Raw genomic sequence first — 25,128 nt, 5'->3', positions numbered from 1 at the left:
CATAAAAAGACTGACAAACCAGCGCCAACGACAAGTACCCCACACCTTCCACAACGGGCCTCGGCCCGTTTTTTTATGTCCGCTCGCCGGACAACAGTGGCCCGATGGCGCCAACGTTGTTGCAAACGCACACAAATTGTAAACAAATAATGAGAACTGTTCGCAATTAGGTAAACTACGGCCCCAGCCAGCAGCTCGTCTCCACAGCGCGCGCCCAGCACCGGGGTGCGTTCGTTCACGCACCCTCTCCTGCCAGCCAACCATGAATTCCGGGATGCCCCCGCATCCCGCGCCGCGCCTGTGCGCGGCTTTCATCCGTTGGCTGCGCACCGTCGTCATGGCGCCGCCGCCTTCGGATACCACGCCTTGGGTGTCGCCGTGCCTGCCATGCAGGCACTACCAACACCCCTGGCCGCAAGCAACCACAGAACGCGACACCAGGAAGTACCGACATGCACCGCCGCTTGCCCCACCAGCACGACCGCCACCGCCTGGCTCGGTGCACCGCCTCGCCCACACGGCGCGACGGCTTCTGAGGCAGGGAGGCTCGGCCATGAAAGCGATCCATCCCGGCTGGCGCTACCGCCTGGCCATCACCTCGCGCGCCCTGGCCGCCACGGCGGGCGGGTATGCGCTGGCCGCCGCCTTCACCGCCGCCCTGTCCCTCGCCCTGGCCCAGGCCATGCCGCGCGTGGAAGCGGTGCTCACCGCCACCATGCTGGCCTGGCTGGTCTACGCGGGCGCCGCAGGCTGGGCCTTCTACGCCCGCACGGCCTGGGGCGCCTGGGGCGGCACCCTGCTGCCCGCGCTGGTGCTGGGCGCCTGCGCCATGGCGCCGCGCTGGCTGGAGACATTGCAATGACCGATACCACCACCCCTGCTTCCCCCGCGCCGCGCGCAGCGCGCGAACAGGCCCGCGAGGGCTTTCGCCAGGCCATGTCGTGGCTGCACACCTGGGCCGGGCTCGTCCTGGGCTGGCTGCTGTTTGCCATCTTCCTCACGGGCACGCTGTCGTTCTTCAAGACCGAGCTGAACCTGTGGATGCGGCCCGAGCTGCACGGCATGCCGCCCGCCACCGCCGACGTGGCCGAGCGCGCCGTGGCCGCCATGAACCGCAAGGTGCCCGACGTCACACAGTGGATCCTGCGCATGCCCGACGAGCGCCAGAATGCCGTCACGCTGCTGTGGCGCGACACGGGCAATGGCCGCTTCGAGACCCTGCTCATGAACCCGCAGACCGGCGAGACGGTGGACGCGCGCAAGACCATGGGCGGCGAGTTCTTCTACCGCTTCCACTACGAGTTGCGCACCGCGCAGAAAAGCCGTTGGGCCATCGAAGGCCGCTGGGTGGTGGGCGTGGCCACCATGCTGATGTTCATCGCCCTGCTCACTGGCGTGGTCACGCACCGGCGCATCTTCAAGGACTTCTTCACCTTCCGCCCCGCCAAGGGCGGGCAGCGCGCCTGGCTTGACGCGCACAACGTCACCGGCGTGCTGGTGCTGCCGTTCTACCTGATGATCACCTTCAGCGGGCTGATGATCTTCCACACGCTTTACATGCCCTCGGGCATCGCTGCGGCCTACCAGGGCCCCAAGGGCGTGGATTCGCAGACCTACTTCGCCGACCTGCAGGGCGAAAAGCCCGAGCGCCGCGTGCGCCGCAACCCCGGCGACAAGGTGGAACCGCTGCCCGCAGCCATGCCGCTTGCCGCCATCCTGGAAACCGCGCGCCAGCGCTGGGAGGGCGGGCGCATCGGGGGCATCCAGGCGCGGCGCGACGCGCAGGGCACTCCCGTCGTGGAGGTCACGCGCCACGAAGGCGACCGCCTGCAGTACCGGCCCGAGCGCATGCTGTTCCACGGCACCACCGGCGCCGTGCTGGAACAGACCGACGCCACCACGCCCGCCGCCGTGACCTATGGCGTGCTCTATGGCCTGCACCTGGGGCGCTTTGCCGGCCCGGGCATGCGCTGGGTGCTGGTGGGCTTTGGCCTCTTGGGCAGCCTGATGATCGCCACCGGCATGGTGCTGTGGTCGGTCAAGCGCAGCGCGCAGGACCAGCGCAAGGGCAGCGCTGCAGCCGACGGGCCGCTGCGCCTGCCATTCGGCCAGCGCCTGGTGGCCAGCCTCAACATCGCCTCGCTCGCGGGCCTGCCACTGGCCTGCGCCGTGTACATGGCGTCCAACCGGCTGATTCCACTGGACGCGCCCGAACGGCCCGATGCCGAGCTGTCGTACTTCTTCGGCGCCTGGGGCGTGGCCCTGCTCTGGGGGGTGCTGTTCCCCAACCGGCGCGGCTGGTCGCTGGTGCTGGCCCTAGCCGGCGCCGCCTGGGCAGCGCTGCCGCTGCTCAACGCGCTGACCACGTCCACCCACCTGGGCATCAGCCTGCCTGCGGGCGACTGGCTGTGGGCCGGCATGGACCTCAGCTTCCTGGCCACCGGTGCGCTGCTCTCCTGGCTCGCCTGGCGCCTGCGCCCGGGCCGGCCGCTGCCGGGCAAGGCAGGCCGCAAGGCCGAGGTACCCACCCGCGCCGCAGCCATGGCCACACCCGATGCCCTGCCGGCCTCCCAGGCCTGAACGAGTCGCCATGTCCGCCTTTTTCTTCTGCTTTGCCGCCTGGTCTGCCATTGCTCTGGGCATGGACCGCCACCACGAGGATGCCCTGGGCCGCGAGACCGCCACACCCCGCCTGGCGCAACTGCGTCGCGTGGGCTGGCTGCTGCTGGCCCTCTCGCTGTGGCTGGCCGCGCGGCCCCACTCGGGCACCCCCTCATCGCTGGGTCTGACGGCCTGGACCATCGCACTGTCGGTGGCCGCCGTGGCCGTCACCGCAGTGATGACCTGGCAGCCCCGTCGCGCGCCAACGCTGGCCGGCGCAGCCCTGCTGGCCGGGCTGGCCGCCTGGGCCGCCGGGTGGTGATGGGCTATCCATCCCCGCCCGCCCCCTCTCCGGTTTCGTTTTCTTCCATCGCTGTGTCCCGCCCAAGGTATCCCATGCCCCTGCATCCCCTGCTCTCTGACGTACGCACGCCTGTGGCTGCGGCCCTGATCGCCGCCTTCGGCACCCCTGTTCTGGCCCAGTCCGTCCCCGCGCCCCGCGCGCCCCAGACGCTGGGCGAGGTCACCATCAAGTCGGGCGCTGCGGACGACGCCTACGCCCCCGCTGCCAGCACCACGGCCACCAAGGGCAGCGCCCCGCTGCGCGATGTGCCCCAGGCCGTCAACGTGGTCCCCGGGCAACTGCTGCGCGACCAGGGCGCGCGCTCCATGGAAGACGCGCTGCGCAACGTGCCCGGCGTGGCCATGAGCCATGGCGACGGCCAGCGCGACCAGGTGGTGATCCGCGGCTTCACGGCCATCGCCGACCAGTTCGTCGATGGCGTGCGCGATGACGCGCTGTACTTCCGCGACCTGGCCGACATCGAGCGCATCGAGGTGCTCAAGGGCCCCGCCGCCGTGCTCTACGGGCGCGGCTCGTCGGGCGGGCTCATCAACCGCGTGACCAAGAAGCCCGTCTTCGGCACCACCTTTGGCGAAGCCACCCTGGGCCTGGGCAGCCACGACTACCGCCGCGCCACGGCCGATGTGAACCTGGGCATCAACGATGCCGCCGCCTTGCGCCTGAATCTGGCGGGCGAGGATTCGGGCAGCTACCGCGACCAGCAGTTCGTCAAACGCCACAACTTCGCCCCCTCGCTGGCGCTCAAGCTCGCACCCGAGACCCAGTTGCTGCTGCAGTACACCAACGCCCGCGACCAGCGGCTCACGGACTTCGGCATCCCCGCGCTCAACGGCCGCCCCGTCAACGTGCCGGCCGGCACCTACTACGGCTCGGGCACGGCGCTGAAGGACGACATCAGCACCAGCAACGTCCAGTCCTTCACGGCCACCCTCAACCACCGCTTCAACGACGACTGGTCGGTGCGCAACGTCACCCGCGTGTACGACTACACGCTGGACCGCTACAACACCCTGCCCAGCGGCACCACCGACCCGGTCACGATGACCGTGGGCCGCACCCGCAGCCTGGTCTTTCGCGACGAGAGCGGCGTGTTCAACCAGACCGACGTGACCTGGCGCAACCACCTGGGCGGGCTGCGCCAGGAATGGCTGATGGGCATGGAGCTGGGCCAGCAGAAAAAGCGCGCCGAATCCATCTCGGGTGGCGTGGTGGACCGCGTGAGCATCCTGAACCCCGGCAACGTGCCTACGCCTGCCATTCCCGCCAGCGCCTACACCGCCACCGGCGCCATCCCCAGCCACACCGAACAGGGCACCATGGGCCTGTACCTGCAGGACCAGATCACCCTGGCACCGCAGTGGAAGGCCCTGGTAGGCGCGCGCTACGACGTCTTCAAGCAGGACACCCGCTTTGACCGCACCCTGGCCAGCCTTGAGCGCACCGACAGGAAGTTCAGTCCGCGCGCTGGCCTGGTGTGGCAGCCCAGCGAACAGGTGTCGTACTACGTGTCGTACAGCAAGTCCTTCCAGCCCTCGGGCGAGACCTTCGCACTGGCGGCCAACAACACGGACAACGAGCCCGAGATCACGCAGAACAAGGAGATCGGCGTCAAGCTCGACCTGCTGGATGGCCGCCTCAACCTCACTGGTGCGCTCTTCAATCTGGAACGCACCAACATCAAGAACACCGACCCGTCCAACCCTGCGCGGCAGATCAACGTGGGCACGCAGCGCACCAACGGGCTGGAGCTCACCGGCAGCGGCCGGCTGTCCGGCTGGGACGTGAGCGCAGGCTATGCCTACCTCAATGGCCGCATGACCAAGTCCCTGGCCACGGCCGCCAGCAGCCAGTTGCCCACGGTGAACGTGCCCTCGCAGGGCAAGGTGGCCGCGCTCACGCCCCGCAACTCGGCTTTCCTGTGGGCCATGAAGGATGTGGGCCACGGCCTGCGCCTGGGCGGCGGCGTGAGCCACGTGGGCGAGCGCTACACGTCGCTGACCAACCTGGTCACCCTGCCCGCCTACACCACGGTGGACGCCGCCCTGCAGTACACGCTGGGCCAGTGGGGCCTGGACGTGAACGTGAAGAACCTCACCAATCGCAAGTACTACGTGTCGGCCCATGGCAGCAACGACAACCTGATCCTGCCCGGCTCGCCACGTGCGCTGCAGGTCACGCTGCGCACGCGCTTCTGAGTCTTTTATTTCAACCGTCACCCACCGTGCCCATGCCATGACACAACGCCGCCTTTCCACCCACCACCTTCGCGCATCCAAAGTGCCCTCATTTCCACTGACCACCATGGCCCGGATGGCCGCCTGCAGCTGCCTGATAGCCGCCACCGCCCATGCGCAGGATGCCGCCCTGCCCGAGGTGAAGGTGACCAACTCCATCGACACCACCGAAGGCACGGGCCAGTACACGGCCCGCAAGCTCAGCGTGGGCAAAATGGAGCAGGCGCCGCGCGAGATTCCGCAGTCCATCAGCGTCATCACGCGCCAGCAGCTCGATGACCGCAACGTCACCAAGGTGGAAGACGCGGTCAAGTTCAGCACCGGCATCAACGTGACCCGCTTCGATGGCGCGGGCAACTACAACACCTTCCAGTCGCGCGGCTTCGACGTGGGCTCCATCCAGCTCGACGGTGTGCCCATCCCGCAGGGCAACTACAGCACGCTGGACGCCGCCATGTACGACCGCATCGAGGTGCTGCGCGGCCCCGCCGGCATGCTGCAGGGCGGCAGCGAGCCGGGCGGCACGGTGAACCTGGTGCGCAAGCGCGCGCCGGGCAAGCTGATGCTCAACGCCGATGCGTCCGTAGGCTCCTTCGGCCTGCGCCGCGGCGAGGTGGACGTGGGCGGAGCCCTCAACGCCAGCGGCACAGTGCGCGCCCGCGCAGTGGCCGTGGCCGAAGACCGCGATAGCCATGTCGACACGCTGTTCAACAACAAGCGCATGGGCTACGGCACTCTGGAATGGGACATTGCCCCGTCCACCACGCTGTCCATCGGCGGCGCGCAGCAGCGCGTGCGCGCCTCCATCGATCAGGGCCTGCCCACCTACGCCGATGGCCGCCTGGCCAGCCTGCCGCGCAGCGCCTTCTCGGGCTTGGCCTCCAACCGCCAGGACCTGGAAACCACCGACCTCTTCGCCGAGCTGGAGCACCGCCTCTCGGGCGGCGGCACGGTGCGCCTGTCGGCCCGCGATGTGGACCGCACCGCCTTCTACAGTGCCGCCCGCGCCAACAGCGCCCTCGCCCCCAACGGCAACTTCACCATGGAAATGGTGGATGGCCTGACCCATGTGAAGACACGCAACTACGACCTGTTCGCCAGCCTGCCGGTCGACATGGCGGGCCGCACCCACCGCCTGCTGGTGGGCGCCAGCCGCAACGAGGGCAAAAGCTACGACAACAACTTCGTCTACGGCACCCCAACCCAGGCCAACCTGCTCTCACCCAACTACAGCGCCCCCTACCCGGCGCTTGTGCTGCCCGGCTACACGGCCATCACCACGCGCACCGAGAACGCGCTGTACGGCCAGGCGCAGGTCAGCGTGGCGGACGCCGTCAAGGTCCTGGCCGGCGGGCGCCTGAGCTGGGCCGACGCGGTGACGCGCAGCACCAGCACCGGCGCCGCCACGAGCGTGGCCGACCCGGGCCGCCAGTTCGTGCCTTCGGTGGCGGTGCTGTACGACTTCCACCCGCAGTACACGGCCTATGCGGGCTACTCCGAGACCTTCGTGGTACAGAGCCAGCTCGACATCGACAAACAGCTGCTCGATCCCCGCACCGGCAAGCAGGTGGAAGTGGGCGTGAAGGGCGAGTTCCTGGACAAGCGCCTGCAGGCGCATGCCGCCATCTTCCGCATCATCGACGAAGACCGTGCCATCGCCGACTCCCGGTTGGCTGGCGCCTTCTACGCCGGCGGCAAGGTGCGCTCGCAAGGCTTCGAAGCCGAGGTCAGCGGCCAGCCCCAGCCCGGCTGGGACGTGGTGGCCGGCTACGCCTACAACGACACGCTCTACCTCAAGGCACCGGTGGCCCAGCAGGGCCAGGTGTTCAGCCCCGTCACGCCGCGCCACAGCGTGAACCTGTTCACGCGCTATGCCTTCACCTCGCCCGCGCTGCGCGGCTTCAGCATCGGTGGCGGCATCTCCTACCGCAGCGAGTTCTATGTGCAAAGCGGCGCGCTTCGCATCACCTCGGGTGACTATGTGCTGGCCAGCGCCCAGGTGGGTTACCAGATCAACGACCAGTTGGCGCTGAACCTCTCGGTGGACAACCTGTTCGACAAGACCTACTACGAGAAGGTCTCGGGCGTCGGGCGCCAGAATTTCTACGGCGAGCCGCGCCGCGTGACGCTGGCGCTCAAGGCAAGGTACTGATCACGCCCACCCTGCGGCGTTGGCAAAACCCGGCGCTCCCCAGGGACGCCGGGCTTTTTTTGGGCATCAAAACAACAAGTCAAAGACAACGCAAAAACAAATCATTCTTACTTGCATTGTAAAATTCGGGCCCAAATGCCGTCTCGGCCCTGCAGCCGTGGCGGCCCTCGTCCATCGACATGACCCAAAGGGGGTCCACCGAGCCCCGAACCATGCTGTCACCCACCGCCATCCGCCGCTGGTCCTGGACCCACAAGTGGTCCAGCCTGGTCTGCACCATCTTCATGCTGCTGCTGTGCCTCACGGGCCTGCCGCTGATCTTCCACCACGAAATCGGCCACCTGCTGGGCACGGAGGTCGAGGCGCCCGCCATGCCCGAGGGCACGCCACGCGCCAACCTGGATACTGTGATCGCTGCCGCCCGGGCCGTGCACCCCGGGCGCATGGTGCAGTTCGTCTCGCAAGCCGAGGACGACGACAAGGTCTGGTTCGTCACCCTCACCCACACGCCCGACCCGACCGAGGACTTCAAGTCCGTGGCGGTGGATGCGCGCACCGCCAAGGTGCTGTCCGACATTCCCACCAACCAGGGCTTCATGAACCTGATGTTCCGCCTGCACGTGGACCTGTTCGCGGGCCTGCCGGGCAAGCTGTTCCTCGGTTTCATGGGCCTGTTGCTGCTGGTGGCCATCGTCACCGGCGTGGTGCTGTATGCGCCCTTCATGCGCAAGCTGCAGTTCGGCGACGTGCGGCGCGAGCGCTCCACACGCGTGAAGTGGCTTGATCTGCACAACCTGCTGGGCGTCGTCACCCTGGTCTGGGCCCTTGTGGTGGGCGCTACCGGCATGATCAACACCTGGGCCGACCTGATGATCAAGTACTGGCAGTACGACCAGCTGTCGACCCTGCTGGCGCCCTACAAGGGCAAGCCCGTGATCGCCATGGACCAGCGCGGGCCGCTGCAGCAGGCAGTGGACGCCGCGCGCACGCACGCGCCAGGCAACAAACTGTCGTTCATCGCCTTCCCCGGAACCTCGTTCTCAAGCCCGCACCACAACACCGTGTTCCTGCGCGGCGCCGAGCCCCTGACCTCGCGCCTGCTGCAACCGGTGCTGGTCGACGCGCACAGCGGCCAGGTCACCGCCGCGCCGCAGTTGCCGTGGTACCTCACGGCGCTGCTGGTCTCGCAGCCGCTGCACTTCGGCGACTACGGCGGCATGCCCATGAAGATTCTCTGGGCGCTGCTCGACATTGCCACCATCGTCGTGCTGGGCAGCGGCCTGTACCTGTGGCTGCGCCGCAGGGCGCCTGCTTCGGCTGCCGCGCCTGCAACCGCCACGGCCACCGGCCTGCCCGCCGGCGCCACGGCCACCATGGCCCGCCCGGAGCAGTCCGCATGAAAAACGCACCCACGCCGTTTCGCACCCTGTGGGGCTGGCCCATCGTGCTGGGGCTGCTCACCGCAAGCGGCCTGGCCACTGCGCTCATCTCGGATACCTGGGGCGACTGGTGGTCCTGGGTCGGGCTGGGCGTGCCCGTTGCCGTGATGGGCTGGTTCACCTGGCGGCCAACGCCGGCCGCAGACCCTGCGGATCCTGACCCCGGCAATGACTCTGCCACCCCTTTCTGACCCTTCTTTCCTCTTACCGCCGACCACCATGCACCACAACGCCATCACGCCCCGGGGCCCGTCCCGTACCCAGTTCCCGCACACACCGGCGGCCCTTGCTGCCGCTCTGCTGTGCATGCTGACCCTGCCCGCCGTGCACGCCCAGACCAGCGCCGGCAGCGACAAGGCGCTCTCCACCGTCACCGTGAACGCCAGTGCCGACGCATCGGCGCAAGGCCTGTCGCCCGCCTATGCCGGCGGCCAGGTGGCACGCGGCGGCCGCGTCGGCATCCTGGGCACGCGCGATGCCATGGAGACGCCGTTCTCCGCCATCAGCTATACCAATGAACTGATTCAGGATCGCCACGCCCGCAGCGTGGGCGACGTGCTGCAGAACGACCCCACGGTGCGCGTGGCCCGGGGCTTCGGCAACTTCCAGGAGTCGTACTTCATCCGCGGCTTCATCCTGGGCTCGGACGACACGGCCTACAACGGCCTCTACGGCCTGCTGCCGCGCCAGTACATTGCCACCGAGCTGTTCGAGCGCGTGGAAGTGCTGCGCGGCGCATCGTCCTTCCTCAACGGCGCCAACCCCGGCGGTGGCGGCCTGGGCGGCGCCATCAACCTGCTGCCCAAGCGCGCGCCCAACGAGCCCCTGAGCCGGGTGAGCGTGGGCGTCGGCAGCGGCGGCCACAGTGACGTGGCAGCCGACATCGCCCGCCGCTTCGGCCCCGATGGCAGTGCCGGCATCCGCGTCAACGTGGCCTCGCACAATGGCGGCACCGCCGTCGACGACGAGAAGGCCAAGCTCGGCTTGGCCGCCGTGGGCCTGGACTGGCGCAGCCGCGACGTGCGCCTGTCGGGCGACATCGGCTGGCAGGACCACAAGCTCAACCGCACCCGCACCAACGTCACGCTGGGCGCAGTGACCGCTGTGCCGACCGCACCCGACGGCAACACCAACTTCGCCCAGCCCTGGGCCTTCTCCAACGAGCGCGACACCTTCGGCACGCTGCGCGGCGAATGGGACATCAACCCGAACGTCACGGCCTGGGCCGCTGCCGGCGCGCGCAGCGGCACCGAATCGAACTCGCTGGCCAACCTCTCGGTGGCCAATGCGGCCACCGGCGCCGGCACCACCTACCGCTTCGACAACAACCGCAAGGACAACGTGAACACCGGCGAGCTGGGCCTGCGCGGCAAGCTGCAGACCGGCAGCATCGGACACGAGTGGGTGCTGGCAGCCTCCTCGTTCAGCCTGGACAAGAAGAACGCCTATGTCATGGACTTCGGCAATACCCAGGCCACCAACCTCTACAACCCGTTGTACACCGCCACGCCGGCCTACAGCGGCAGCGCGCTGCGCGGCGGGGTGATGAACAACCCGCTGACCACAGGCCGCATCAAACTGAGCAGCGTGGCGCTGGGTGACACGCTGTCGATGCTGGACAAGCGCCTGCTCGTGACGCTGGGCCTGCGCCACCAGAAGTTCGACATCGCCAATTTCGCCTACGCCACCGGCGCCCAGAGCGACCGCTATGACCAAAGCCGCACCAGCCCCCTGCTGGCTGCGTTGTACAAGCTGGACAAGAGCCTGTCGGTGTACGCCAACTACGCCGAGGGTCTGAGCCAGGGCGATACCGCCCCGTCGACCGCATCCAACCGGGGTGTGATGCTGGCACCCTACGTGTCCAAGCAAAAGGAAATCGGCGTGAAGTACGACGCCGGCCGCGTGGGCGGCAGCCTGGCGCTGTTCTCCACCGACAAGCCACGCTCCGTGGTTGATGCAGCGGGCATCTTCAGCGCGAGCGGCAAGGACCGCCACCAAGGTGTGGAACTGGCCATGCAGGGCGAGGCCGTGAGCGGCCTGCGCGTGCTCGGCGGTGCCACCTGGCTCGATGCCAAGCAACAGCGCACCGGCTCGGCCCTCACCGAAGGCCAGCGCGTGATCGGCGTGCCCAAGCTGCAGGCCAACCTGGGGCTGGAGTGGGACGTGCCCGGCGTGCGCGGGCTGGCCCTGGATGGCCGCCTGGTGCATACCGGATCGAGCTATGCCAACGGCACCAACACCTTGCGCGTGGCCGGCTGGAACCGCCTGGACCTGGGTGCCCGCTACCTGACCGAGATGGGCGGCAAGCTGGTCACTCTGCGCGCACGCATCGACAACGCGACCAACAAGAACTACTGGGCCTCGGTGGGCGGCTACCCAGGCTCGGGCTACCTGGTGGTGGGTGCTCCCCGCGCCTTCAGCCTGAGCGCCAGCGTCGATTTCTGATTTTCCGGTTCCCCGCCTGCAGGGGGTCGGTCAGCCACTGCCACCGGCTGCGCCCGGCGCAGCGAGCCACATACCCCGTCCCCGCTTCGGCAGGGGTGGAGCGATTGTTCGAGTCCGTTTTTTTCTGCATCCAACTCTTGAAAGGAAGACTTCCATGACATCCTCCCTGAAACCCCTGCTGGCCGCCGCCCTGCTGATCGCCGGCGCCACCACGGCCCAGGCCCACCAAGTGTGGCTCGAAAACGCCGGCGGCCAAGCCCGCCTGCACTTCGGCGAGTTCAATGACAACCTGCGCGAAACATCCCCCGGCTCGCTGGACAAGTTCAAGGGTGTGCCCGTGCTAGAGCAGCGCGCCGGCACCGCCAGCCAGAAGGTCGAGGGCAAGCTCACCAAGGACGCCTTCGCCTACACCGTGACCGGCAATGCCGACACGCTGTTCGCCGCCGCCACGTACCCGCTGATCGACCGCAGCAAGCGCAACCTGCCCGCCATGTACTGGCAGCCCTCGGCCCGCTGGGTCGCCAGCCTGGCACAACCGGTAACCCCCGGCCAGACGCTGGACCTGGTGCCCACCGGCAAGCCCGGTCAGCTCAAGGTCGTGTTCAACGGCAACCCCCTGCCCAAGGCCAAGGTACAGCTGGTCTCGCCCGCCGGCTGGAGCCGCGAAGCCGAGTCCGCCGCCGACGGCACCGTGGAGTTCCTGACCCCCTGGAAGGGCCAGTACGTGGCCGAAGTGCATCACACCGACAAGACCCCGGGCGAAGCGCAGGGCGAAAAGTACGGTGAAGCCAGCTACGTCACCACGCTGAGCTTCGTGCAGGCCGAGGGCGCCGTATCGCCACCGCTGCCACCCGCACCCGAGAAGCACTGACAACCCGCGCCCGCAAGGGCGCCAACCCCCGACACAGGTGGCTGCAGGGCCATCGAGCCTGGTAGGGGGATTTCCAGGGCATCCGGACCTGCACCCGGCCCTTTTCCTTTCGCCAGCCACTGCCACCGGCAGCCTTCACGGCGCCGGTCGTGCACCGCCATCCCCCAGCCAACCCGCCTTCGCTGCCGCATGGCCGCAGGCTTTACCACTGCATCGACGACCATGCCATCCCATTGCCTCGCGCGGCTTCCGCGCACTGCCATTGCACACGCCGCGTTCCTGATGGTCTGCAGCACCTGTGCACAGGCCCAGACCGCCACGCCCCCCGCCGCTGAAGCCACCCTCGCCCCCGTGACCGTGCAATCCGGCGCAGAGCGGGAGAACCCCACGGCGCCGGTCTCCGGCTTCGTGGCCAAACGCGCCCTGAGCGCCACCAAGACCGACACGCCGCTGCTCGAAACACCGCAGGCCATCAGCGTGGTGACGCGCGACCAGATGGAGGCCCAGGGCGTGCAGACGCTGCGCCAGGTCACGGCCTACACCGCAGGCGCGGTCTCCAACTACTTCGACAGCCGCGTGGACAGCTTCAGCGCGCGCGGCGCCAATGTGTCCCAGTACCAGGACGGCCTGCTGCGCACCTACGGCACCTACAACAGCAGCCGGCCCGACCCGTACACGCTGGAGCGCGTGGAATTTTTGCGCGGCCCGACCTCGGTGCTCTATGGCCAGGGCAGCGTGGGCGGCGTGCTGAATCCTAGAACGTGACTACGATCTATCCGGGGTCGCGTTGGGGCGCAATCGGGATGAGTGGATGCTTCGGATGCGCCGCATGGGCTCGTGCCCATGCAAGCAGCCGGGGCGTCCAATCGCCCGATTTCGCCCCAACCCTTCGGGCAAGTGCCTTGCCGGGCGGTCTGCGGCGTTGCGGCGCTTGTTGATAGCTGGGCTATCAACTGCGCACCGCGCCTTGCATCCCATCCCGACAAGGGACTTGCGCGACCCCGGATAGATCGTAGCCACGTTCTTAGCAAGCGCCCCCAGGCCGAAACTGCGCGCGAAGTGCAGGTGCAGGTGGGCAGCCATGCACGCAAGCAGATCGCCGCCGACCTGACCGGCGCGCTCGATGCCAATGGCCAGTGGCTGTACCGCTTGGTGGCCGTGGGCCGCGACAGCGATACCCAGGTCAACCACGTGGCCGATGACCGCACTGTGCTGGCGCCCTCGCTGACCTGGCGCCCCAGTGCGGACACCTCGCTCACGCTGCAGGGCCTGTACCAGAAGGACAAGAGCGGATCGCTGATCGGCTTCTTCCCCTGGCAGGGCACGCAACTACCGAGCCCCTACGGCCAGATCCCGCGCTCGGCCTTCATCAGCGAGCCGGGCTGGGATGCCTTCAACACCGAGAACAGCTCCTGGGGCTACCTGTTCAGCCACCGCCTGAACGATGCCTGGACCGTGCGCCAGAACCTGCGCCGCACCGTGACCGAGGTGGACTACCGCACCATCTACACCAGCTTCGCCGCCAATGCCGCCACGGGCCGCCCAGCGCGCCCGGTGTTCAACAGCGACAACCGCAGCGTGGTGCGCGATGCCTCCTGGAACCTCAACACCGGCCGCATGCTGCTCATCGACACCCAGCTCGAGGGCAAGCTCAATGCGGGCGCCACGCAACACACGCTGCTGGCAGGCCTGGACATGCAGCGCAACCACTCGGGCCAGTCGGCCTGGCGTGCGCTGGCCCCGTCCATCGACGTGTACAACCCCGTCTACGGCAATTTCACAGCCCCCAATGCATCGGCCCTGGTGCGCCAGCCCGGCGTGGCGCAGCGCCAGCTCGGCTTCTATGCCCAGGACCAGATCACCTGGGGTCGATGGACGGCCACGCTGGGCCTGCGCCACGACAGCGCCAAGACCGACACCGAAGGCCGCCCCGTGGCCGCCGTGGACGACAAGGCCTGGACCAAGCGCGCCGGCGCCACCTACCAGATGGATGGTGGCTGGGCCCCGTACGTGGGTTACTCCGAGTCCTTCCAGCCGCTGGGCGGCGTGGACGTGTACGGCACACCCTACAAGCCCACGCGCGGCAAGCAGTGGGAGGCCGGCGTGAAGTGGCAGCCACCAGGCCAGGGCATCTCGGCCTTTGTCGCTGCCTACCAGCTGCGCGAGACCAACCGCAAGACCAATGACCCGGCAGACCCGCTCAACAGCCTGCAGATCGGCGAGGTCAAGGTCACCGGGCTGGAGGCCGAGATCACCGCCAGCCTGGCCAGCCACTGGGACGCCACCCTGGCCTACGGCTACACCGATGCCAAGATTTCTCGCAGCAACGCTGGCGACCAGGGCCTGCCCGTGGCCAGCGTGCCCAAGCACACGGCATCGGCCTGGCTGTCGCACCGCTTTGCCTCCGAAGGGCGCGGCGGCTGGACCGTCGGCGCCGGCGTGCGCTACACCGGCTCGCAGTGGAGCGGCACGTCTGCCATCACCACCCCTTCGGCCACGCTGGCAGATGCCCTGCTGGCCTACGACGCGGGCGACTGGCGCCTGGCCTTCAACGTGACCAACCTGGCCGACAAGGTGCACATCACTCAGTGCCTGGCGCGGGGCGACTGCTTCTATGGGCAGGGGCGCACCTACGCACTGACCTCGACCTACCGGTTCTGAGAGACTGAGAATCTTTCGTCCACGCCCGCCTTGCACGCCAAAACACCCCGGATCGTCGTTGCAAATGCTCGCCATAGCCCGAGCTATGGCTGTGCTTTACGCCTAGATCCGAGGCGTTGTGGCGCGCACTTCGGACACGGCCAAAAAATTCCCAGCCTCTGAGGCACCGGTCCAGCCGCTGCTGCTGCGGCGGCGGCGTGCAAAGCAAAGCTTTCAGCCGCCGCAGGGAACCGCTAGCATGGTTGTCCGAGGAGGATGTCCACGCGTTTCCCAGGGGAGGTGTCGATGAGTCTGCGCATGCCAGCCGCCCCGCACAGGGGCCGGATCCCGGGCGCCCATGCAGGGTAGCTACGACCTGGTGCTGGTGCTGCTGTCGGTCGCGACGGCGGTGGTGGCATCGTTCGTGGCGCTGGACATGGCCTCGCGGGTGGCAGCAGCCATCGGCAATGCGCGCCGCGCACTGCTGTGGCTCGGGTGCGGCGCCCTGGCCATGGGGACCGGCATCTGGTCCATGCATTTCGTGGGCATGCTGGCCTTTTCGCTGCCGGTGCCACTGGCCTACGACGCCGGCACCACGCTGGCATCCTGGCTGGTCGCCGTGCTGTCCTCGGCATTGGCCCTGCACACGGTCAGTCGGCGGCACCTGGGCTGGCAACGCTTGCTGGTTGCGGGCACGCTCATGGGCCTGGGTATCGCCGCCATGCACTACCTGGGCATGGAAGCGATGCAGATGCGCCCGCGCATCGCCTACGATCCCTGGCTGTTTGGCCTCTCGGTGCTCGTCGCCATCGCTGCCTCGAGCGCTGCGCTGCTGATCTGCTTTCGCCTGCGCCACGAAACCGTGCTGACGGGCTTTCGCAAGAAAACTGCCAGCGCACTGGTCATGGGGGCGGCCATCGCCGGCATGCACTACACGGGCATGGCGGCCGCCAACTTCGCCCCCGGCAGCGTCTGCGGCGCAGGGCCGGCCGGCATCGGTGGCAGCTGGCTGGGCTTCATCATCAGCGGGCTGGTGGCGCTGTTCCTGGTCACCACGCTGCTGATTTCTGTCTATGGCGCCATGCCACCGACCATCCGCTCGCGCCTGGTGTTCCTGGTGGTGGCGGCCAGCCTGCCCGTGTCCCTGATGGCCGTGGTGGTCATGGTCTACGACTACCAGCGCCTGCGCGAGCAACAAGCCAGGGCGCTGGTGGTCACGGCCCGCGCCATCATTGCCACCGTGGACAAGGACCTCGCCGGTGTCGAGTCGGGGCTCAGGGTGCTGTCCACGTCCCGGTCGCTGCTGGACGGCAACCTGCCCGCCTTCCAGTTGCAGGCCGAAGATGCGCTCGGCCACCTGCATGTGGCGGCCCTCGTTCTGGAGGACGGCCATGGCAGCGTGCTGATGGACACCCGTCTGCCGCTAGGCATCCCCTCCCCCAACCCCCGCCCCACCCCCTCCTTCTCGAAAGCGGCCTTTCTGCAGACCCGCTTCGAGAATGAGACCACCGTCACCATCGCGGTGCCCGTAACGCCAGGAAACGCCGGCAAGGTCCCTGCTGCAGACCAGGTGCTGAGGGCCAGCCTGTGGCCCGAACGGCTGACCCAGTTGCTGAACAACCAGCATCTGGCCAGGGACTGGATCGTCTCCATCTACGACGCCGAGGGGAGCATCGTCGCGCGCAGCCACGAGATGCGGCGGTTTGTCGGGGCCAAGGGAGCACCTCTGATACTGGAGCGGCTGACCCAGGTGGATGAAGACTCGGTGGATGCCGTGACCCTGGAAGGCATTCCCGTGCTCTCGGCCTTCAGCCGCTCACCCGCCACGGGCTGGGCGGTTTCCATCGGCATTCCAAGCAGCAGCCTCAGCACCCCGCTGCTGAGCACGGTTGCGTGGCTGATGGCAGGCCTGGTGCTGATGCTGACCGCCAGCCTGCTCCTGGCCTGGCGCATCGGCGGCTCCATCGCCAACGCCGTGCAGGCCTTGACCGGGCCGGCGTTGGCCCTGGGTTCGGGCGCCCCCATCGTGGTGCCGCCCCTGGGCCTGACGGAGGCCGACAAGGTTGGCCACGCACTGCGCCAAGCCGCTCACCTGCTGGACACGGCGAAACACGAGGCCCACCATGACATGCTGACCGGCCTGGCCAACCGGTCGCTGTTCCGGCAGATCGTGCAGCAGCAACTGGCGCAGGCCCACCGCAACGGCGGCAACGTCTCCATCCTGTTCGTCGATCTCGATGGCTTCAAGGCCATCAACGACGCCCACGGCCACGCGGTCGGCGACGCCCTGTTGCAGCAGGCCGCCCAATGCCTGTTGCTGGAGGTGCGGGGCGGTGACCTGGTTGCACGGCTGGGGGGCGACGAATTCGCCGTGGCACTGGTGCAGCCGGGCTTGCGGGGCACGGCCAAGGTGGCTGGCAAACTGGTGGAAAGCCTGGCATCCCCGTTCCTGATCGAGGGCCTGGTGCTGCAGATTTCCGCCAGCATCGGCGGTGCCAGCTACGGCCCGCATGCCACCACCGGCCTGGCCAGTTGCGAGGCCCTGCTGCAGCAGGCCGACAACGCCATGTACCGGGCCAAGGAGGCTGGGAAACGGCGCTTCGTCATGGCCGAGCCCCTGCATTCCAGGTGAGGCCGGCGTGGCCCGGGCAAGCGTTTGCAGGCAACCTCGCCCGGGACTACCGCGCCAGCACGGCCACCTGCACCTCCGTGCGGGTCTGGAAACCCAGGCTTTCATAGAGCGCGATGGCCGCGTGGTTGGTGGTCCAGGCATGCAGGAACGCCTGGTCGCCACGCTGCTGGATGGCATGCGCCACCACCGACGACAGCCGGCGCGCCAGGCCGCGCCCCCGGAAGTCGGGATGCGTGCAGACCCCGCTGACCTCCGTGGCGCCCGTGAAATGCATGCGCTCGCCAGCCATGGCGGCCAGGCGCCCCTGTATACGCACACCGAAGAAGCGGCCCATCGTGTGCGTGCGCGCCAGGAAAGGGCCGGGCTCGGTCAGTTGCGCCAGAGCCAGCATCTCGGGCGCATCCTCATCGGTAAGCGCCAGAACGCTCTCTTCACCATCCAGGGGAGCCACGGGCCGCATGGCGAGCATCTGCACGCCCTGGGCACGGCGCACGGCCTGCAGACCCGCAGGCACCTCGATGGGCGGGACCTGCAGCACGAAGATGGACTCGCCGCCCTCCACGAGGCCGGCCAGCGCTGCCAGGCTCGCGCCATCGTCGTCCCGCGCGGACGCGAACAGGTGCACATCGCGGCGGTAGCGTCTGGCGAGGTCCCCGCCTTCGGCGAGCTGCGGCGCATGCAGCAGAGAGGCCCACACAGGGCGGTCGAGGTGGCTGTTCATCGGGGTGTCTTTCCTTGGGATTGCTCGGGCTGTGCCGCGATGGACACTGCGGCACGCTGCAGCAGCGAGGTGTGTTCCAGGCCCGCCTCCAGCGCGGCCAGTTGTTCCAGCAGCGGGCCTTCGAGCGGCGCGCAGATCTGGGCCACAGAGGCCTCGATCACCGGCCAGACCTCGCGCCGGGCACGCTCGACCAACACCTGCCCGGCCTCGCTGAGTTGCACCTTGCGGATGCGCCGGTCGTCCTTCAGGGAGCGGGATTCCACCAGCCCGCTGGCCTCGAGCCCCCGCAGTGAGCGCGTGACCACCGGCTGGCTGACACCGACCGCTGTGCTCAGTTCCCCCACGCCCAGCGGGCCATGCCGGTCCAGCGCCGCAAGCAACGGGAAATGGGCCGCAGGCATGTCGATGCCATGCCGGGCCATGAGCGCCTGGGTCTGCGCCTGCAGGGATTCGCCGATCCGGCGAAAGCGGGTGCCGAGCGTGAGGAACCCCAACTCTCTGACGATGTCGTGGACCATGATATTAATCCTTAGGTATATATCATGATATATATTTGACCGACCAAGGTCAAATGGTTTGTGGGACGCAGGTCAGATGGGCAGACCAGACACCCGTCCGATCTGCCACTGAATGGCCGCCCATCCACCCGGCCTGCACTGCGGTGCCAGCCGGGGGACAAGGCGCAGGCCTCAAACGTTCATGATCGAGACCAGGCGCGTGTTCAGGTGCGCCTCGACGGCTTCGGAGCCGCCTTCGGAGCCATAGCCCGAGTCCTTCAAGCCGCCGAAGGGCAGCTCGGCCGCTGGCGCCGCGGCCTGGTTGATCCACAGCATGCCCACTTCCAGGCGCTGGGACAGCAGGTGGGCGTTCTTGAGCGAGCGCGTGAAGGCATAGCCGGCCAGGCCGAAGGGCAGGCGGTTGGCTTCGGCAATGGCGTCCTCGATCTTCTCGAAACCGCGCACGGCAGCCACGGGGCCGAAGGGCTCTTCGTTGAAGATGCGGGCCGACAGCGGCACGTTGTCGAGCACGGTGGGCTGGAAGAAATTGCCTTCGCTGCCGATGCGCTCGCCGCCGGCGGACAGTTGGGCGCCCTGCTGCACGGCGTCGGCCAGCAGGTCGGCCATGGCGGTGATGCGGCGCGGGTTGGCCAGCGGGCCCATCTGCGTGCCCTGGACCATGCCGTCGCCGACCTTCAGGCCCTGGGCGTGGCTGGTGAGCGCGGCCACGAACTCGGCGCGGATGCTTTCATGCACCAGAAAGCGCGTGGGCGAGATGCAGACCTGGCCCGCATTGCGGAACTTGGCGCCACCGGCGGCCTTGATGGCCAGGGCGACATCGGCGTCCTCGGCCACGATCACGGGGGCGTGGCCGCCGAGCTCCATGGTCACGCGCTTCATGTGCTTGCCGGCCAGGGCCGCGAGCTGCTTGCCCACCGGCGTGGAGCCGGTGAACGTGACCTTGCGGATGATGGGGTGCGGGATCAGGTAGTTGGAGATCTCGGCCGGGTCGCCATAGACCAGGCCCACGGTGCCGGCGGGCACGCCGGCATCGGCGAAGGCACGGATCAGCTCGGCCGGGCTGGCCGGGGTTTCCTCAGGCGCCTTGACGAGGATGGAGCAACCGGCCGACAGCGCGGCTGCGAGCTTGCGCACCACCTGGTTGATCGGGAAGTTCCAGGGCGTGAACGCCGCCACGGGGCCCACGGGGTCCTTGATGACCAGTTGCTGGGCCTTGAGGTTGCGCGAAGGCACGATGCGGCCGTAGACGCGCATGGATTCGTCGGCGAACCATTCGATGATGTCGGCCGAGGCCATGGTCTCGACCTTGGCTTCGGCCAGGGGCTTGCCCTGCTCCTGCACCATGATGGCGGCGATCGCGTCCACACGCTCGCGCATCAGCACGGCAGCGCGGCGCATGGTCTTGGCGCGGTCTGCCGCGGGGATGTCGCGCCAGGCCTCGAAGCCCTTCTGGGCGGCTTCGAGCGCACGGTCCAGGTCGGCCTTGCCGGCATGGGCCACACGGCCGATTTCCTTGCCGGTGGCGGGGTTGTGCACGGCGATGGTCTTGCCATCGGCGGCGTCCTGCCACTGGCCGGCGATGAAGAGGCGGGTATCGGGATAACTCATGCGGATGCTCCTGCGTGCAAGGGAAGTGAGGGGGATGGCCGCAAAACCAACCCATCGGTCGAGCGGCGGCACCCGGCACTATAGGCCCCTTGCAGCAGGCCGGGGCGGGCACCCCGGAAAGCCCCTGTCAAGCCCGCCCGCGACAACGACCGCTCAACGGGCGGGTGCCTGCGCCAGGGCTGCGCCCTTGCCATCGCCCCAGCCACCGCCCAGCGCGCGGATCAGGCCCACGGTGGCCGTGTACTGCGCGGTGCGCACCTGCAGGGCCTGGCGGCGGTTGCGCAGCTCGCTGCGGCGCGCGTCCAGCAGTTCGAGCTGGCTCACCAGGCCGTTGCGGTAGCGCGAGTCCGACAGCTGCGTGGCGCGCACGGCCGATTGCACGGCACGGCTTTGCGCCTCGGACTGGCCGGCCAGCAGGCGCAGTGCGCTCAGTTGGTCCTCCACCTCGCGAAAGGCCACCAGCACCTGGCCACGGTGGGCGGCCATGGCCGCCTCCAGCCGGGCGCGGGCGCCCTCTTCCTGCGCCTTGCGCTGGCCACCGTCGAAGATCGGCAGCGACAGCAGCGCACCGATGCCCCAGGAGCGGGCCGACCACTTGAACAGGTCACCGAGCTCGGGCGAGGCCTGGCCGGCATTGCCGGTGAGCGTGATGGCCGGGAACCAGGCCGCCTCGGCCACGCCCACGCGCGCCTGCGCCGCCAGCACCGAGGCCTGGGCGGCCGACACGTCGGGCCGGCGCGCCAGCACCGTGCCGGGCACGCCGGCCGGGATCACGGGCAGGGCCGCATCGCTGGTGGCCGGTGCCACGGCAAAGCCGGTGGCCACGTCGCCCACCAGCACCGCCAGGGCGTTGGACAGCAGCGCCTGCTGGCGCTCCAGCGCCAGGGCCTCGGACTCGGTGGCCGCCACTTCGGTCTGCACGCGCGCCACGTCGAGCTCGGCCACGTCGCCGGCCTGAAAGCGCCGCTGCGTCAGGCGCAGCGTGTCGCGGTAGGCCGACAGGCTGCCCTGCAGCAGCAGTTGCTCGGCCTGCACCGAGCGCAGTTGCAGGTAGGTCTGCGCCACATCGGCCTGCACCATGAGGCGCGTGCTCTGCAGCAGCGCATCGCGGGCCTGGGCATCGAGGCGCGCGGCATCGCTGGCCTTGGACAGGCGCCCGAACAGGTCGAGCTCGTACGAGACGTTGAGGCCGGCCGTGGTCAGCGTGGACGCCTGCGTGCTGCCCGTGGTACCGGCACCGGCCTGGCGCGAAGCACCGGCCGAGGCACCCACCTGCGGGGCACGCGCGGCGTCGGCCGAGCGCAGCAGCGAGCGCGCCTCGGCCAGGCGGGCCGCCGCCTCCTGCACGCTGGTGTTGCCGCTGGCTGCGCGCTCGACCAGGCTGCTGAGCACCGGGTCCTGGAAGCCCAGCCACCATTCGCCGCGCGGCTGCGCCTCGGCAGGGGCGGCGGTGGTCCAGGCCGGTGCGCCATCGGCCACGCTGAAGCTGGCGGGCACGGCCACGCCGGCATGCTCGGGCTGCGGTGCGATGGGTGTGCCCATGCAGCCGGCGAGCACCAGGGCCGCGACCAGCGGCGCCAGGCGCGCCGCGCGCCGCACGGTCAGGGAAGGGTCGGAAAAAATCGTAGTGGCATTCATTGCAAAGGCTCCTTTGCGCTCATTCGTCATGGCCGCGCGGTGCAGCCAATATGGGGTGGGCCACGGCGCCAGGGCCGGAGGCATCCGTCAGCGGCGCGACATGGCTGCCGTGCTGCTGCAGGGGGCGGTTGCCCGCCAGGCGGCGCAGCACCACGTAGAACACGGGCGTGAGGAACAGGCCGAAGGCCGTCACCCCGATCATCCCGGCGAACACCGCCACGCCCATGGCGCTGCGCATCTCGGCGCCGGCACCGGTGGAGAGCACCAGGGGCAGCACGCCCATCACGAAGGCCAGCGAGGTCATCAGGATGGGGCGCAGCCGCAGGCGGCTGGCCTCGATGGCGGCCTGCACGGGTGTGCGCCCGGCAAACTCCAGCTCGCGGGCGAACTCCACGATCAGGATCGCGTTCTTCGCCGATAGCCCCACCAGCACTATGAGCCCGATCTGGGTGAACACGTTGTTGTCCCCCTTGCTGAGCCACACGCCGGTCATCGCGGCCAGCAGGCCCATGGGCACGATCAGGATGATGGCGATCGGCAGGGTCAGGCTTTCGTACTGCGCTGCCAGCACCAGAAACACCAGCAGGATGGCGATGGGGAACACCAGCATGGCGGAATTGCCGGCCAGGATTTCCTGGTAGGTCAGCTCGGTCCACTCGAAGCCGATGCCCTTGGGCAGCGTTTCGGCGGCAATGCGCTCAATGGCGTCCTGGGCCTGGCCCGACGAGAAGCCGGGACCGGGCTGGCCGTTCACGTCGGCGGCCAGAAAGCCGTTGTAGCGCATGGCACGCTCGGGGCCGAAGCTCGGCTCAAGCTTCATCAGCGCCGACAGCGGAACCATCTCGCCGGTGGTGGAACGCACCTTGAGCAGGCCCACGTTGTCGCTGCGGGCACGGAAGGCCGCATCGGCCTGAACGCGCACGCTGTAGGTGCGGCCGAACTGGTTGAAGTCGTTGGCGTACAGGCTGCCCAGGTAGATCTGCAGCGTCTCGAAGATGTCCGTCACCGGCACGCCGAGCTGGCGCGCCTTGGTGCGGTCGATGTTCGCGTACAGCTGCGGCACGTTGACCTGCCAGCTCGTGAACAGGCCGGCCAGCTCGGGCGTCTGGTAGGCCTTGGCCATGAAGGCCTTCACGGCGCCGTCCATGGCTTCGTAGCCCAGCGATGCGCGGTCTTCGATCTGCAGCTTGAAGCCGCCCGTGGTACCCAGGCCCGCCACCGGTGGCGGCGGAAACATGGCGATGAAGGCCTCCTGGATGGCACCGAACGACTGGTTCAGCTGGCCGGCCACGGCGCCGCCGCTCTGGTCGGCGCGCTTGCGCTCGGCAAAGGGCTTGAGCGTGGCGAAGACGATGCCGGAGTTGGAGCTGTTGGTGAAGCCGTTGATCGACAGACCAGGGAAGGCGATGGCGTCTTCCACATTGGGGTTCTTCTTCATGATGTCGCCCATGCGGCGGATCACGTCCTCGGTGCGGTCCAGCGTGGCACCGTCGGGCAACTGGGCAAAGCCGATCAGGTACTGCTTGTCCTGGCCGGGCACGAAGCCACTCGGGACCAGCTTGAACAGGCCGAAGGTCGCACCCACCAGCACCAGGTAGATCACCAGCATCAGTGCCTTGCGGCCGATGACGCGCTTGACGCCGCCGCTGTATGCTTCGGAGCCGCGGTGGAACACGCGGTTGAACCCGCGGAACACGCCGCCCAGCACCTTGTCCATGCCGCGCGTGAGTGCGTCCTTGGGCTCGTTGTGGCCCTTGAGCAGCAGCGCGCTGAGCGCAGGCGACAGGGTCAGCGAGTTGATGGCCGAGATCACCGTCGAGATGGCGATGGTGACCGCAAACTGGCGGTAGAACTGGCCCGTGAGCCCGCTGATGAAGGCCAGCGGCACGAACACCGCCACCAGCACCAGCGCAATGGCGATGATGGGGCCGGAGACTTCGCGCATGGCGCGGTAGGTGGCCTCGCGCGGGGTCAGGCCGGCCTCGATGTTGCGCTCCACGTTCTCTACCACCACGATGGCGTCGTCCACCACGATGCCGATGGCCAGCACCAGGCCGAACAGGCTCAGCGCATTGATCGAAAAGCCCAGCAGGTGCAGCACGGCAAAGGTGCCCACCACCGACACCGGCACGGCCAGCAGCGGGATGATGGAGGCGCGCCAGGTCTGCAGGAACAGAATCACCACCACCACCACCAGCGCAATGGCCTCGAGCAGGGTCTGGATCACGGACTTGATCGATGCGCGCACGAACTGCGTCGGGTCGTAGGCGATGCGGAACTCCACGCCTTCAGGCATGTTCTTCTGCAGCTCGTCCATGGTCTTGCGCACGTTGGCCGAGATGTCCAGGGCATTGGAGCCCGGGGCCTGGAACACGCCCATGCCGACGGCAGGGTCGTTGTTGAGCAGCGAGCGCAGCGAATAGTCGGCCGCGCCCAGCTCCAGGCGGGCGATGTCACGCAGGCGCGTCACCGCGCCGTCGGCGCCGGTCTTGACGATGATGTCGCCGAAGTCGTCTTCGGTCTGCAGGCGGCCCTGGGCGTTGATGGACAGTTGCAGGTCCACGCCGGGCAGACCGGGCGATGCGCCGACCACGCCGGCAGCGGCCTGCACGTTCTGGCCACGGATGGAAGCCACCACGTCGCTGGCCGAGAGGCCGCGCTGCGCGACCTTCTGCGGGTCGAGCCAGACGCGCATGGAGTAGTCGCCACCGCCGAAGATCTGCACCTGGCCCACGCCCTGGATGCGCGCGAGGCGGTCCTTGACGTTGAGCACGGCATAGTTGCGCAGGTAGTCGATGTCATAGCGGCCGTTGGGCGAGACCATGTGCACGACCATGGTCAGGTCGGGCGCGCTCTTGACCGTGGTGACGCCCAGGCGGCGCACTTCCTCGGGCAGGCGCGGCTCGGCCTGCGAGACGCGGTTCTGCACCAGTTGCTGGGCCTTGTCGGGGTCGGTGCCCAGGGCGAAGGTCACGGTCAGCGTCATCACGCCGTCGGTCGTGGCCTGGCTGCCCATGTAGAGCATGCCTTCCACGCCGTTGATGGATTCCTCCAGCGGCGTGGCCACGGTTTCGGCGATGACCTTGGGGTTGGCGCCCGGGTACTGGGCGCGCACCACCACGGAGGGCGGGGCCACTTCGGGGTATTCAGAGATCGGCAGGCTGCGCAGCGCGATCAGCCCCCCGAGGAAGATGAGCACCGACAGCACCCCGGCGAAGATGGGGCGGTCGATGAAGAAGCGGGACAGATTCATGGCAGGTCTTTC

At 68.5% G+C, this 25,128-nt stretch carries 15 protein-coding genes and 3 pseudogenes; 13 read left to right on the top strand and 5 right to left on the bottom strand.

What is annotated here, in order from left to right:
* Nucleotides 1-553 precede the first annotated feature (553 nt).
* The 13 genes and pseudogenes from ACSQ9E_RS04675 (at nucleotide 554) to ACSQ9E_RS04615 (ending at nucleotide 17,378) form a co-directional block, all read left to right on the top strand.
* The gene (locus ACSQ9E_RS04675; RefSeq protein ID WP_436217024.1) at nucleotides 554-862 is read left to right on the top strand and encodes a DUF3649 domain-containing protein; all 309 of its coding nucleotides are present in this window, start codon (nucleotides 554-556) and stop codon (nucleotides 860-862) included.
* Complete coding sequence (locus ACSQ9E_RS04670; RefSeq protein ID WP_436217023.1) at nucleotides 859-2,580, top strand: PepSY-associated TM helix domain-containing protein; 1,722 nt, start codon at nucleotides 859-861, stop codon at nucleotides 2,578-2,580. The genes ACSQ9E_RS04675 and ACSQ9E_RS04670 overlap by 4 nt, the downstream gene beginning before the upstream one ends.
* Before the next feature lie 10 nt (nucleotides 2,581-2,590).
* Nucleotides 2,591-2,923, top strand: coding sequence for a DUF3325 domain-containing protein (locus ACSQ9E_RS04665; RefSeq protein ID WP_436217022.1), 333 nt, complete (start codon nucleotides 2,591-2,593; stop codon nucleotides 2,921-2,923).
* A 74-nt stretch (nucleotides 2,924-2,997) separates the two neighbouring features.
* Nucleotides 2,998-5,160: a TonB-dependent receptor gene (locus tag ACSQ9E_RS04660; protein ID WP_436217021.1), complete on the top strand. Its 2,163-nt coding sequence runs from the start codon at nucleotides 2,998-3,000 to the stop codon at nucleotides 5,158-5,160.
* Between the two features lie 106 nt (nucleotides 5,161-5,266).
* Nucleotides 5,267-7,351, top strand: a complete 2,085-nt coding sequence (locus tag ACSQ9E_RS04655) for a TonB-dependent siderophore receptor (RefSeq protein ID WP_436217020.1) — start codon at nucleotides 5,267-5,269, stop codon at nucleotides 7,349-7,351.
* 212 nt (nucleotides 7,352-7,563) lie between these two features.
* Nucleotides 7,564-8,751 carry a PepSY-associated TM helix domain-containing protein gene (locus ACSQ9E_RS04650; RefSeq protein WP_436217019.1) on the top strand — a complete coding sequence of 396 codons (1,188 nt, stop codon included), beginning with the start codon at nucleotides 7,564-7,566 and terminating at the stop codon, nucleotides 8,749-8,751.
* Nucleotides 8,748-8,981 (top strand): hypothetical protein, encoded by a 234-nt coding sequence (locus tag ACSQ9E_RS04645; RefSeq protein WP_436217018.1) that lies wholly within the window; start codon nucleotides 8,748-8,750, stop codon nucleotides 8,979-8,981. Before ACSQ9E_RS04650 ends, ACSQ9E_RS04645 begins: the two co-directional genes overlap by 4 nt.
* 28 nt (nucleotides 8,982-9,009) lie before the next feature.
* Entirely contained in the window at nucleotides 9,010-11,235 is a 2,226-nt protein-coding gene (locus tag ACSQ9E_RS04640) for a TonB-dependent receptor (protein WP_436217017.1), read from the top strand.
* Nucleotides 11,236-11,389: 154 nt separating this feature from the next.
* The gene (locus tag ACSQ9E_RS04635) at nucleotides 11,390-12,106 is read left to right on the top strand and encodes a TonB-dependent receptor (RefSeq protein WP_057202324.1); all 717 of its coding nucleotides are present in this window, start codon (nucleotides 11,390-11,392) and stop codon (nucleotides 12,104-12,106) included.
* Between the two features lie 282 nt (nucleotides 12,107-12,388).
* A pseudogene (locus ACSQ9E_RS04630) lies at nucleotides 12,389-12,859 on the top strand (TonB-dependent receptor plug domain-containing protein); the annotation flags it as partial.
* 264 nt (nucleotides 12,860-13,123) lie between these two features.
* Nucleotides 13,124-14,767: pseudogene (locus ACSQ9E_RS04625) on the top strand (TonB-dependent siderophore receptor); the annotation flags it as partial.
* A gap of 334 nt (nucleotides 14,768-15,101) precedes the next feature.
* Nucleotides 15,102-15,191 (top strand): annotated as a pseudogene (locus ACSQ9E_RS04620) (MHYT domain-containing protein); the annotation flags it as partial.
* A complete protein-coding gene (locus ACSQ9E_RS04615) occupies nucleotides 15,183-17,378 on the top strand; it encodes a diguanylate cyclase domain-containing protein (RefSeq protein WP_436220184.1) in 2,196 nt (731 codons plus the stop codon). The pseudogene ACSQ9E_RS04620 and the gene ACSQ9E_RS04615, both read left to right, overlap by 9 nt.
* 46 nt (nucleotides 17,379-17,424) lie before the next feature.
* On the opposite strand, the gene ACSQ9E_RS04610 is transcribed toward ACSQ9E_RS04615, so the two are convergent.
* From ACSQ9E_RS04610 to ACSQ9E_RS04590, 5 genes are all read right to left on the bottom strand, one after another.
* A complete protein-coding gene (locus ACSQ9E_RS04610) occupies nucleotides 17,425-18,099 on the bottom strand; it encodes a GNAT family N-acetyltransferase (protein WP_436217016.1) in 675 nt (224 codons plus the stop codon).
* Nucleotides 18,096-18,617, bottom strand: a complete 522-nt coding sequence (locus tag ACSQ9E_RS04605; protein ID WP_436217015.1) for a MarR family winged helix-turn-helix transcriptional regulator — start codon at nucleotides 18,615-18,617, stop codon at nucleotides 18,096-18,098. Before ACSQ9E_RS04605 ends, ACSQ9E_RS04610 begins: the two co-directional genes overlap by 4 nt.
* A gap of 171 nt (nucleotides 18,618-18,788) precedes the next feature.
* Complete coding sequence (locus ACSQ9E_RS04600; protein ID WP_057202313.1) at nucleotides 18,789-20,225, bottom strand: NAD-dependent succinate-semialdehyde dehydrogenase; 1,437 nt, start codon at nucleotides 20,223-20,225, stop codon at nucleotides 18,789-18,791.
* Between the two features lie 153 nt (nucleotides 20,226-20,378).
* Nucleotides 20,379-21,863, bottom strand: coding sequence for an efflux transporter outer membrane subunit (locus tag ACSQ9E_RS04595; protein WP_436217014.1), 1,485 nt, complete (start codon nucleotides 21,861-21,863; stop codon nucleotides 20,379-20,381).
* Between the two features lie 19 nt (nucleotides 21,864-21,882).
* The gene (locus tag ACSQ9E_RS04590) at nucleotides 21,883-25,116 is read right to left on the bottom strand and encodes an efflux RND transporter permease subunit (RefSeq protein ID WP_436217013.1); all 3,234 of its coding nucleotides are present in this window, start codon (nucleotides 25,114-25,116) and stop codon (nucleotides 21,883-21,885) included.
* Between the last annotated feature and the right edge of the window lie 12 nt (nucleotides 25,117-25,128).

The sequence above is a fragment of the Acidovorax sp. LjRoot118 genome, assembly GCF_964253575.1.
Classification (GTDB): domain Bacteria; phylum Pseudomonadota; class Gammaproteobacteria; order Burkholderiales; family Burkholderiaceae_C; genus Acidovorax.
This window is presented reverse-complemented; position numbering and strand designations above follow the sequence as displayed.

Bases quoted from the DNA above. Each gene is read 5' to 3' on its own strand.
- ACSQ9E_RS04675 (WP_436217024.1), top strand. From the start codon at position 554: ATGAAAGCGATCCATCCCGGCTGGCGCTACCGCCTGGCCATCACCTCG.
- ACSQ9E_RS04670 (WP_436217023.1), top strand. From the start codon at position 859: ATGACCGATACCACCACCCCTGCTTCCCCCGCGCCGCGCGCAGCGCGC.
- ACSQ9E_RS04665 (WP_436217022.1), top strand. From the start codon at position 2,591: ATGTCCGCCTTTTTCTTCTGCTTTGCCGCCTGGTCTGCCATTGCTCTG.
- ACSQ9E_RS04660 (WP_436217021.1), top strand. From the start codon at position 2,998: ATGCCCCTGCATCCCCTGCTCTCTGACGTACGCACGCCTGTGGCTGCG.
- ACSQ9E_RS04655 (WP_436217020.1), top strand. From the start codon at position 5,267: ATGGCCCGGATGGCCGCCTGCAGCTGCCTGATAGCCGCCACCGCCCAT.
- ACSQ9E_RS04650 (WP_436217019.1), top strand. From the start codon at position 7,564: ATGCTGTCACCCACCGCCATCCGCCGCTGGTCCTGGACCCACAAGTGG.
- ACSQ9E_RS04645 (WP_436217018.1), top strand. From the start codon at position 8,748: ATGAAAAACGCACCCACGCCGTTTCGCACCCTGTGGGGCTGGCCCATC.
- ACSQ9E_RS04640 (WP_436217017.1), top strand. From the start codon at position 9,010: ATGCACCACAACGCCATCACGCCCCGGGGCCCGTCCCGTACCCAGTTC.
- ACSQ9E_RS04635 (WP_057202324.1), top strand. From the start codon at position 11,390: ATGACATCCTCCCTGAAACCCCTGCTGGCCGCCGCCCTGCTGATCGCC.
- ACSQ9E_RS04615 (WP_436220184.1), top strand. From the start codon at position 15,183: ATGGCCTCGCGGGTGGCAGCAGCCATCGGCAATGCGCGCCGCGCACTG.
- ACSQ9E_RS04610 (WP_436217016.1), bottom strand. From the start codon at position 18,099: ATGAACAGCCACCTCGACCGCCCTGTGTGGGCCTCTCTGCTGCATGCG.
- ACSQ9E_RS04605 (WP_436217015.1), bottom strand. From the start codon at position 18,617: ATGGTCCACGACATCGTCAGAGAGTTGGGGTTCCTCACGCTCGGCACC.
- ACSQ9E_RS04600 (WP_057202313.1), bottom strand. From the start codon at position 20,225: ATGAGTTATCCCGATACCCGCCTCTTCATCGCCGGCCAGTGGCAGGAC.
- ACSQ9E_RS04595 (WP_436217014.1), bottom strand. From the start codon at position 21,863: ATGAATGCCACTACGATTTTTTCCGACCCTTCCCTGACCGTGCGGCGC.
- ACSQ9E_RS04590 (WP_436217013.1), bottom strand. From the start codon at position 25,116: ATGAATCTGTCCCGCTTCTTCATCGACCGCCCCATCTTCGCCGGGGTG.